We start from the raw sequence: 736 nt of genomic DNA, 5'->3' as shown, positions 1-736 counted from the left end.
GGCTCGAGCGAATCGGTCGCGCACAGCTTCGGGACGTTGACGCCGGCTTCGATCGCCGCGCGCATCACCGACGTGCCGGCCGGCACCGTCACCGGCCGGCCGTCGATCTCGAGCGTGACGTCGGTGTCGGCGTGGCGCTGCGGCGTGCCGTAGTCGGTGTCGTCGAACGGGTCGCGTGCGCGCGCCTGCGCGGCGCTCTTGCACGCGCACTGGCCGGAGCCGCAGCCGCCCTGGCGGGCGTTGATCGTGTCGAGGGACATGCGAGGCTCCTTCGTGGTCAGGCCGCGGCCTGGGTCGGGCCCGGCGCGGCGTCCTTGCCGGCGGCGAGACCGAAATCTTCGGGGAAGTGATCGAGTGCGGACAGCACCGGGTACGGCGTCATCCCGCCCATCGCGCAGAGCGAGCCGGCGAGCATCGTGTCGCACAGGTCGCGCAGCAGCGTGACCTGGCGTTCCGACGTGTCGCCGTGGCGGATCCGGGCGATCGTCTCGACGCCGCGCGTCGAGCCGATCCGGCACGGCGTGCATTTGCCGCACGATTCGATCGCGCAGAACTTCATCGCGTATTCGGCGAGCTCGGCGAGGTTCGACGTGTCGTCGTGCAGCACGATGCCGCCGTGGCCGACGACGGCGCCGATCGCCGCATAGGCCTCGTAGTCGAGCGGCACGTCCCATTGATGTTCGGGCAGGTAGGTGCCGAGCGGGCCGCCGACCTGCGCGGCGCGCGCGGGCCGGCC

Annotated in this window: 2 protein-coding genes; both read right to left on the bottom strand. The window is 72.1% G+C overall.

Annotation, left to right across the window (positions count from 1 at the left end; genetic code table 11):
* On the bottom strand, window positions 1-260 hold a 260-nt coding region (locus ACV229_RS40575), incomplete at its 3' end, for a 2Fe-2S iron-sulfur cluster-binding protein (protein WP_448088656.1).
* 17 nt (window positions 261-277) lie between these two features.
* On the bottom strand, window positions 278-736 hold a 459-nt coding region (locus tag ACV229_RS40570; protein WP_448088655.1), incomplete at its 5' end, for an NADH-ubiquinone oxidoreductase-F iron-sulfur binding region domain-containing protein.

Source organism: Burkholderia sp. MR1-5-21, assembly GCF_053427715.1.
Note: the sequence above shows the minus strand (reverse complement) of the source record. Positions and strands in the feature narration are given on the sequence as shown.